We start from the raw sequence: 8762 nt of genomic DNA, 5'->3' as shown, positions 1-8762 counted from the left end.
CGTAACCCTGTGCGGCATCGGCACCGCTGCCGAAGAAGTGGTTCTCCATCTGGCGGGCCAGGTACTGGCGGGCGCGCAGGTCGGCCAGGTTCAGGCGGTTTTCATTCACCAGCATGGTTTGGTGCTTAAGCCAGGCGGCCCAGGCTTCCTTACTGACGTTTTCCCACAGGCGTTTGCCCAGGTCGCCGGGGTAGGGGGCAAAGTCGAGGCCTTCGGCTTCTTTGTCGAGTTTGATGCAGTGGACCATGCGTGCCATGTGGGAGCCTTGTAGATGTATTGACAGGGGCGAGCCCGGTGGGCCCGCAATGCAGGGGGCGACTTTAGCAATCTTTTGAAGCACCTTGGCAGGCAGGGTCGTGTCGCCTTTACAGAACTTCATTCCCTGCGCGTAGGCCAGATGGGCCGCCACACGTTGTATAGACATTACTTATCTGGAGTCCGCCATGCGTGCCCTTGTCTCTGCTCTTGTATTGGTTGCTGCCTTGTCAGGTTGCGCTATCGTGCCCTACGGCCCCGGTGTCTACGGTCCCGGCGTGGTGGTGCAGCCCCAGGTGGTGCTGTCGGGTGGCTATTACTACGGCCATGGCGGCGGTTATGGCGGTGGCGGTGGACGTGGTTGGGGCGGCCGGGGGCGTTAATCTGCCTCTATATTCAAAATCCAGCTAAACAAACAAATAATCAGTCGTTTGAGAATGAAGCGGCGGGCCAGACAATAGAGGACTACTCTTATATCGTCTGGTCACCGCATGCCCAACTCTCTGTTTCGCTCGAAATCATCCGTTCGGTCCCTGTTTGCAGGTTTGCTGCTGGCCGCCAGTGGCATCGCTTCAGCGCAGCAAACCACGCTGCTCAATGGCTCGTACGATGTCGCGCGTGAGTTCTATAAGGACTACAACGCCGCCTTCGTGGCCCACATCAAGAAAACCACCGGCAAAGACGTAAAAATCGACCAGTCGCACGCCGGTTCCAGCGCCATTGCGCGCTCGGTGGCCGAGGGTCTGGATGCCGATGTGGTGACCATGAACACCTCCACCGACATCGACTTTCTGGCCGATAAAGGCGTAGTCGCCAAAGACTGGAACAAGAAATTCCCAGGCAACGCTTCGCCCACTACGTCCACCATGCTGTTTTTGGTGCGCAACGGCAACCCCAAGGGCATCAAGGATTGGGATGATTTGGTCAAGCCCGGCATTCAAGTGGTGCTGGTGAACCCCAAAACCGGTGGCAATGGCCGCTACGCCTACCTGGCTGCCTGGGGCTATGCCAAGAAAAAGGGCGGTACCGACGCGCAAGCCGCCGACTTCGTGGGCAAGCTGTACAAAAACGTGCCGGTGCTGGCCCAGGGCGGGCGTGCAGCCACCACCACCTTTTTGCAGCGCAATATCGGCGACGTGCTGGTGACCTTTGAATCCGAAGTGGTGTCCATCGACCGAGAATTCGGCGCGGGCAAGGTCGATGCCATCCACCCCAGCATCAGCGTGGTGGCCGAAAACCCGGTCGCCGTGGTGGAGCGCACCGTGGCCAAGAAGGGCACGCAGGTGCTGGCTAAGGAATATCTGGATTACCTGTACTCGGACGAAGCGCAGGAAATCGCCGCCAAGCATGCCCTGCGCCCGCGCAACGAAGCCATTCTGAAGAAGTATTCGGCCGTGTTCAAGCCAATGCAGCTGTTCACAGTGAATGAGATGTTTGGCAGCCTAGGCGAGGCCCAAAAGCTGCACTTCAACGACGGCGGCCAGTTCGACAAGATCTACACCCCCGGTGCCAAATGACGGCAGCGGTTTTCAACCCCCTGGCCCGCGCCAAAACCGGTAAGGCCAAGCGGGTGCTGCCCGGCTTCGGGCTGACGCTGGGCTACACGCTGTTTTACCTGTGCGTGATCGTGCTGATTCCGCTCTCGGCCTTGGTGTTCAACACATTCAACCTGACCTGGGACCAGTTTGTGGCTGCCGTGACCGGCCCACGGGTAATGGCCTCGTACCGCCTGACCTTTGGCGCATCGCTGTTTGCCGCGCTGGTGAACCTGGTGTTTGGCCTGCTGGTGGCCTGGGTGCTGGTGCGCTACAGCTTTCCGGGCAAAAAAATTGTGGACGCGCTGGTGGACCTGCCGTTTGCGCTGCCCACCGCCGTGGCCGGTATCTCGCTGACCGCGCTGCTGGCCGGCAACGGCTGGGTGGGGCAGTACCTGGAGCCGCTGGGCATCAAGCTGGCCTTTACCCCGGCGGGCATCGTCATTGCGCTGATCTTCATTGGCCTGCCGTTTGTGGTGCGCACCGTGCAGCCCGTGTTGGAAGACGCGGAGAAAGAGCTGGAAGAAGCCGCCACCTCGCTGGGCGCCACCCGCCTGCAGATTTTCACCCGCGTCATCTTGCCGCACATCGCCCCTGCGTTGCTGACCGGCTTTGCCATGGCCTTTGCCCGGGCGATTGGCGAGTACGGCTCGGTCATCTTCATCGCGGGCAATATGCCCCTGGTGTCGGAAATAACGCCGCTGATCATCGTCGGCAAGCTGGAGCAGTACGACTACGCCGGTGCCACGGCTGTCGCCTTGGTGATGCTGGCCATTTCATTCGTGTTGCTGCTGCTGATCAACGCCTTGCAGGCCTGGCAGCGCCGCCACACAGGAGCCGCGGCATGAGCGCCCTATCCAAACCGGTGCGCCGCGCCAAAGCGGGCACCACCGAAGCCGCTTGGGTGCGCTACACCTTGTTGACCATCGCCCTGGTGTTTCTTTTTTTGTTTCTGGTATTGCCGCTGGCCGCGGTGTTTACCGAGGCATTCCGCAAGGGCGCGGGTGCGTATTTTGAAGCGCTGCAAGAGCCCGATGCCTGGGATGCGATCAAGCTCACGCTGCTGGCCACCGGCATCGCCGTGCCGCTGAACCTGGTGTTTGGTGTGGCGGCGGCTTGGGCGATTGCCAAGTACGAGTTCTGGGGCAAGTCGTTTTTGACCACGCTGGTGGACCTGCCGTTTTCGGTGTCGCCGGTGGTGGCCGGGCTGGTCTATGTGCTGATGTTTGGTGCGAATGGCTGGTTTGGCCCCTGGCTGCAGGCGCATGACCTGAAGATCATTTTTGCGGTGCCGGGCATCGTGCTGGCCACCGTGTTTGTGACTTTTCCGTTCATCGCCCGTGAGCTGATTCCGCTGATGCAGGCCCAGGGTAACGACGAAGAGCAGGCCGCGATTGTGCTGGGCGCCACTGGCTGGCAGACCTTTTGGTATGTCACCCTGCCCAACATCAAATGGGGTTTGCTGTACGGCGTGATCTTGACCAACGCCCGCGCCATGGGCGAGTTTGGTGCGGTGTCGGTGGTGTCGGGCCATATCCGCGGCCAGACCAATACCTTGCCGCTGCACGTAGAGATTTTGTACAACGAATACCAGTCGGTGGCGGCGTTCGCCGTGGCCTCGCTGCTGGCCATCCTGGCGTTGGTGACCCTGGTGATCAAGTCGGTGGCCGAATGGCGCATCGAACGCGAACTGAAGGCGATTGCCGAAGCCCCGCCCGAGCAGCCTCGTGTGGATGTTCCTGCACCACCATCGTCCCCATCGACTGCATTTAAAGGCCCACTGGCCGCGGCCCATTGAAAGAAAAAAATGAGCATTGAAATCCGCAATATCCACAAGCAGTTTGGCAGCTTCACCGCCTTGGGAGATGTCAGCCTGGACATAGCCTCCGGCGAGCTGGTCGCCTTGCTGGGTCCCTCGGGCTGCGGCAAAACCACGCTGTTACGCATCATTGCCGGGCTGGAAACACCGGACGCAGGCAGCATCCACTTTGCGGGCGCTGACACCACCGACGTGCATGTGCGCGAGCGCCAGGTGGGCTTTGTGTTCCAGCATTACGCGCTGTTTCGCCACTTGACGGTGTTTGAAAACGTGGCTTTCGGCCTGCGCGTCAAACCCCGCAACCAGCGCCCCAGCGAGGCCGTGATCAAGGCCAAGGTGCATGAACTGCTGGGCCTGGTGCAACTCGACTGGCTGGCGAACCGTTACCCGTCGCAACTCTCTGGCGGCCAGCGCCAGCGCATTGCCCTGGCCCGCGCCTTGGCGGTGGAGCCCAAGGTACTGCTGCTGGACGAGCCATTTGGCGCGCTGGACGCCAAGGTGCGCAAAGAGCTGCGCCGCTGGTTGCGTCGCCTGCATGACGAATTGCATGTGACCAGCATCTTCGTGACCCACGACCAGGAAGAAGCGCTGGAAGTGGCCGACCGTGTGGTGGTGATGAATAAAGGCAAGGTCGAGCAGATCGGCTCGCCGCAGCAGGTCTGGGACCACCCGGCCAGCCCGTTTGTGTACGGCTTTTTGGGCGACGTGAACCTGTTCCATGGCCGCGCTCACGAGGGCGAGGTGCAGCTCGAAGGCATCAAGATCCAGGCCCCCGAGCACGGCCAGGCGCAAGATGCCAAGGCCATGGCCTACGTGCGGCCCCACGACCTGCAGGTGCAGCGCTACGTAGCCGGCGCGCAGGGCTTGGTGGTCACGCTGACCCGTGCACTGGTCATCGGCCCCATCGCCCGCCTGGAACTTACGCCGCTGGAGACGAACCAAGCCGTGGACAATACGCAGGACAACCTGGTGGAGGCGCAATTACCGGCGCAAGAATTCCGGGATCTGGGTGTGCAAGAGGGCGATACGCTGGTGGTGACACCGCGGCGCGCCAAGGTGTTTATTGAGGAAGCCGCTGGCGTGTAGTGCGATTGCATACCTAGCTGGCATTTTTTGAAAGCTATGGATGTTGTTGAACTGGATAGATACGGCCCCGCGCCGCGTGTGGCTGCTGGTGTGCCTGGGCTGTATTGGCCTGCTGGCTTTTGGTTTGTACCTGCAGCACGTGGTGGGGCTGGAGCCTTGCCCGATGTGCATCGTACAACGTTATGCTCTCGTTTTAGTAGCTGTCCTCGCAGGTGTGGTGAGCGCTAGCGGCAAAAAAGGCTTGCAAGTCGGCGGCGTGGTGCTGTTGCTGCTGGTGGCTGGTTTTGGTGCATTTGTGGCTGCGCGCCAAAGCTTCTTGCAGTGGTATCCGCCTGAAGTCGCCACCTGTGGCCGCGACCTGTACGGCATGATCGAAACCTTTCCGCTCAAGCGCGCCATCCCTATGATCTTCAAGGGCGGCGGCGACTGCACGGTGGTGGACTGGACCTTTCTGGGCGGCTCCATCGCCAACTGGTCGTTTGTCTGCTTTGCCCTTTTCACTCTCTTGGCGCTGGTCTTCCTGGCGCGCACATCTCGCCGCCGTTGACCATCTGCTTATAATTGAGTAATTGCTCAATTAATAACAAAGTTCCATGGCCCGACCCCGCAGCGAAGACAAGCATGCCGCCATCCTGGATGCCGCCATCCTGGTAATCGCGCAGCGTGGGCTGGCGGCGACACCCACGTCGGCCATTTCCAAGGCGGCGGGGGTGGCCGAGGGCACGTTGTTCACCTACTTCAAAACCAAGGACGCGCTGGTCAACGCGCTGTACCTGGAGATCAAGCGCGAGATGGCCGATGCCATGATGGGAGGCTTTCCACACCATGCCGCCATTCGCCAGCAACTGCAGTACGTGTGGGACTGCTTTGTCCGCTGGGGCATCGCCCACCCCGCCAAAAAACGCGTGATGGACCAGTTGAAAACAGCTGCCGCCATTACCCCCGAAACCCGGCAGGTGGCGGCAGCGCCGTTTGCGGAGATCGAGCAACTCTTCCGTGCCAGTGTGGCCAACGGGATGCTGCGCGACTACCCGGTGGCCTTCATCTGGGCCTGTATGGCCAGCCTGGGAGAGGCGACCATGGAATTTATGGCCCGCGAACCTGAAGCCGCTGACGACTACCGGCAGATGGGCTTCGAGATGCTCTGGAACGGTATTTCTCAAGCGAAGTAGCACACTTTTTTTGAATTGTTAGTTGCGTGATTACTCACACATAAAGGAGTGTTGATGGATTGGACTGTTCAAAAGATCCCACCCCAAACCGGCAAGCGAGTGGTGGTAACTGGCGTGGGCGGGCTGGGGTTCGAGGCTGCGCTGGCACTGTTAGGTGCCGGGGCCGAGGTCATCCTGGCCGGGCGCAATGCCAAAAAAGGGGCGGATGCCGTCAAACACATCGTTCGCATGCTGCCACAGTCAAGGGTACGGTTTGAGCTTTTGGACCTGGCCAGCCTGGCTTCGGTCTACAGCTTTGCCGACCGGCTGTTGGCCGAGGCGCAGCCTATCGCCATTTTGGTCAACAACGCCGGAGTGATGATGCCGCCCCAGCGCCAGACCACGGCCGACGGCTTTGAGTTGCAGTTGGGCACCAACTACCTGGGCCACTTTGCGCTGACGGCCCGCCTGCTGCCGCTGCTGTGCCAAGGCCAGGCACGGGTGGTGAATCTGAGCAGCATTGCCCACCGGCGCGCGGCCATCCAATTTGACGACCTGCAGTGGGAGCGCCGCTACCAGCCCTGGGCGGCGTATGGCCAGTCCAAGCTGGCGATGCTGATGTTCAGCCTGGAGTTGCAGCGCCGCAGCGCGCAGGAGGGCTGGGGCCTAGGCAGCTACGCGGCGCATCCGGGGTTTGCCCGTACCGAGCTGATTGCCAACGGGCCGAAACTGGGCCCACTGTTGGCCCAGCTCAACCAGTGGATACAGCCTTTTGTGAGCCAGTCGGCGGCGCAGGGTGCCCTGCCGACCTTGTTTGCGGCGGTAGATCCGCAGGCCCAGCCCGGCGCCTACTATGGCCCCGACGGGTGGTATGAACTCAAAGGGCCGCCGGACCTGGCCAACGTGGCCGCGCCCGCGCGGGATGCCGACGCGGCAGCCCGTTTGTGGGAAGCTTCAGAGGAGTTGACCGGGGCGCACTGGCTGCCGTAGGCAGTTTATCGGGCGCGACTGTGCTGGAGAGTACCGCTATCTGTGCCTTTATTTTTAGATAAAACAGGCTCTGGTGCATACGGAACCTGCGCAGGCAGCTACTGAATATGTAGCATTTAGCCCGCTTTGCCGTTCAGGCTGGCCAGATGGGCTGCAAGCCCATGGTGGTGTGCAGAGTGGCACCGGGGGCCAGTAGCTGACCGCCGACGTCGCCCTGGCCTTGCTGGGCCAGGTTCATCCAGTCGGTGCAGTTGGTCACAGGCTCGATGCAGAAGATTTCGCCTCCCTTGGGGCAGTACAGCACGAAGTAGTCGAACGGGGTTTGTGCCGTCATTACCAGCGCGGTGCCGGTGTCGGGCCAATCCACGCGGGCTTGCTGGTTCCAGCCGATGAAGTTGTTGTCCAAATCCAGCGTGTCCAAGGTGACACCGTTGCGCATGGCGGCCAAGAAATCAGGTGTTTGCAGGGTGGTTGGCATGACTTCGGCATCGCCTCCCCACATGGCTTGCACGTCAGTGGTCAGGCGCGTACCGGCGCGGTGCGGCACGTAGGGGTGGTGGCCTACGCCTACCGGCATGTCCACCGTGTCGGTGTTGGTGACCGACAAAACCACCGTCAAACCAGCCTGGGCATCCAGCGTAAACCGCTGCTCCGCGCGAAAGGAATAAGGCCAGACACCGGCCGGGCTGTCCAGCGCCAGGGTGGCATGGTCGCTGCCTTGGCTGACCACTTGCCAGGCTTGCTGCCAGGCGGTGCCGTGGATGGCGTGCTTTGAGTCTGGGTAGTTGGCAGGCAGGTTCAGCGCGCGCGGGCCAAAACTGCTGCGGCCATCGCGGATGCGGTTGGCGTAAGGCACCAGCGGATAGCTGGCCATGGTCCAGGGGGTTGCTGGGTTGGGGGCCGTGTTGGGCCGCAGCCAGTGCTGTTGCTGGTCGCCACGCTGGCTATAAAAGCTGGCAATGGCACCGCCGACAGCGGGGGCCAGGGTGGCGATGAGTTCACCGGCGCGTAATTCGAGGATGGGGGTCATAGGGTTTCTGTCAAAACTTGGGGGGCACACACATACCGGGCGCGGCCCTGGTGCTTGGCTTGGTACAGGGCGGCATCGGCCTGGGCTACCAGGTCCTCGGGCTCGGTATTCTGGAATGGGATGGTACTGGCCACGCCGATGCTGAAGCTGACGCAGTCGGACACCAGCGATGCCACATGCGGCAGGGCCGCGGTGCGGATACGGTCCAGGCAGCGCTGGGCCACAACGCTGGCACCTACGGCATCGGTGTCCAGCAAAAGAATGGCAAATTCTTCGCCGCCGTAGCGCATCAGCAGCTCGCCGGGGCGGCACAGGCAAGTGCTCAAAATCTGGGCCACCTCCCGCAGGCAGGCATCACCGCCTTGGTGGCCGTAGTGGTCGTTATAGCGCTTGAAGTGGTCGATGTCGATCATCAGCAGGGCCAGTGGCTGCTGTTGGCGCGCACTGCGGGCCCATTCGGACTGCAGGCACTGGTCAAAGTAACGCCGGTTGCCCACACCGGTCAGGCCGTCGGTGATGCTGAGCTGTGCGAGTTGTGCATTGGCCTGCTGCAGCTCAGACTGGAACTGCATGCGCTCGGTGATGTCCAGGTGGGTGCCCAGCATGCGCGTGGCCCGGCCTGCAGTGTCGCGCTCGGTCACCATGGCGTGGCTGAGCACCCAGAGCCAATGGCCCTCTTTGTGCAGCATGCGGTGCTCCAGCTTGTAGCCCGCGGCCAGGCCTTTGGCATGGGCTAAAAAGGTCGCCTGCACGGCCGGCGCGTCCTCGGGGTGGATCAGGCTGTGCCAGAAGGTTGATTTCAGCGGTGTGGCCTCGGGGATATAGCCCAGCATCTGCCATTGGCGTTCGTTGATGGTCAGCGTGTCGTTCGCAATATCCCAGTCCCACAGGCCCAG

General features: G+C 61.6%; 11 protein-coding genes. 8 read left to right on the top strand and 3 right to left on the bottom strand.

Annotated elements, in window-relative coordinates; translation table 11 throughout:
- Positions 1-256 (bottom strand): oxidative damage protection protein (locus ABI213_RS02225; protein ID WP_348025933.1); only part of this gene is annotated, 256 nt, incomplete at its 3' end.
- Between the two features lie 187 nt (positions 257-443).
- Here ABI213_RS02225 and ABI213_RS02220 point away from each other — a divergent pair.
- The 8 genes from ABI213_RS02220 (at position 444) to ABI213_RS02185 (ending at position 6836) form a co-directional block, all read left to right on the top strand.
- Positions 444-638: a hypothetical protein gene (locus ABI213_RS02220; protein WP_348006164.1), complete on the top strand. Its 195-nt coding sequence runs from the start codon at positions 444-446 to the stop codon at positions 636-638.
- 108 nt (positions 639-746) lie between these two features.
- Positions 747-1772: a sulfate ABC transporter substrate-binding protein gene (locus tag ABI213_RS02215; RefSeq protein WP_348006163.1), complete on the top strand. Its 1026-nt coding sequence runs from the start codon at positions 747-749 to the stop codon at positions 1770-1772.
- Entirely contained in the window at positions 1769-2638 is an 870-nt protein-coding gene (cysT, locus tag ABI213_RS02210) for a sulfate ABC transporter permease subunit CysT (protein ID WP_348006162.1), read from the top strand. The genes ABI213_RS02215 and cysT overlap by 4 nt, the downstream gene beginning before the upstream one ends.
- A complete protein-coding gene (gene cysW, locus ABI213_RS02205) occupies positions 2635-3588 on the top strand; it encodes a sulfate ABC transporter permease subunit CysW (protein WP_348006161.1) in 954 nt (317 codons plus the stop codon). The genes cysT and cysW overlap by 4 nt, the downstream gene beginning before the upstream one ends.
- Positions 3589-3597: 9 nt before the next feature.
- Positions 3598-4695, top strand: coding sequence for a sulfate ABC transporter ATP-binding protein (locus ABI213_RS02200; RefSeq protein WP_348025931.1), 1098 nt, complete (start codon positions 3598-3600; stop codon positions 4693-4695).
- Positions 4696-4735: 40 nt separating this feature from the next.
- A complete protein-coding gene (locus ABI213_RS02195; protein WP_348006871.1) occupies positions 4736-5242 on the top strand; it encodes a disulfide bond formation protein B in 507 nt (168 codons plus the stop codon).
- Positions 5243-5288: 46 nt separating this feature from the next.
- Positions 5289-5867 (top strand): TetR/AcrR family transcriptional regulator, encoded by a 579-nt coding sequence (locus ABI213_RS02190; RefSeq protein WP_348006870.1) that lies wholly within the window; start codon positions 5289-5291, stop codon positions 5865-5867.
- Positions 5868-5921: 54 nt separating this feature from the next.
- Positions 5922-6836, top strand: coding sequence for an SDR family oxidoreductase (locus ABI213_RS02185; protein ID WP_348006869.1), 915 nt, complete (start codon positions 5922-5924; stop codon positions 6834-6836).
- 133 nt (positions 6837-6969) lie between these two features.
- On the opposite strand, the gene ABI213_RS02180 is transcribed toward ABI213_RS02185, so the two are convergent.
- Both ABI213_RS02180 and ABI213_RS02175 read right to left on the bottom strand, forming a co-directional pair.
- A complete protein-coding gene (locus ABI213_RS02180) occupies positions 6970-7866 on the bottom strand; it encodes an aldose 1-epimerase (RefSeq protein ID WP_348006868.1) in 897 nt (298 codons plus the stop codon).
- Positions 7863-8762 (bottom strand): sensor domain-containing diguanylate cyclase (locus ABI213_RS02175; protein ID WP_348025929.1); only part of this gene is annotated, 900 nt, incomplete at its 5' end. The genes ABI213_RS02175 and ABI213_RS02180, both read right to left, overlap by 4 nt.

Origin of the sequence: Rhodoferax sp., assembly GCF_039922535.1 — a bacterium.
Lineage (GTDB): Bacteria > Pseudomonadota > Gammaproteobacteria > Burkholderiales > Burkholderiaceae_C > Rhodoferax_B.
This window is presented reverse-complemented; position numbering and strand designations above follow the sequence as displayed.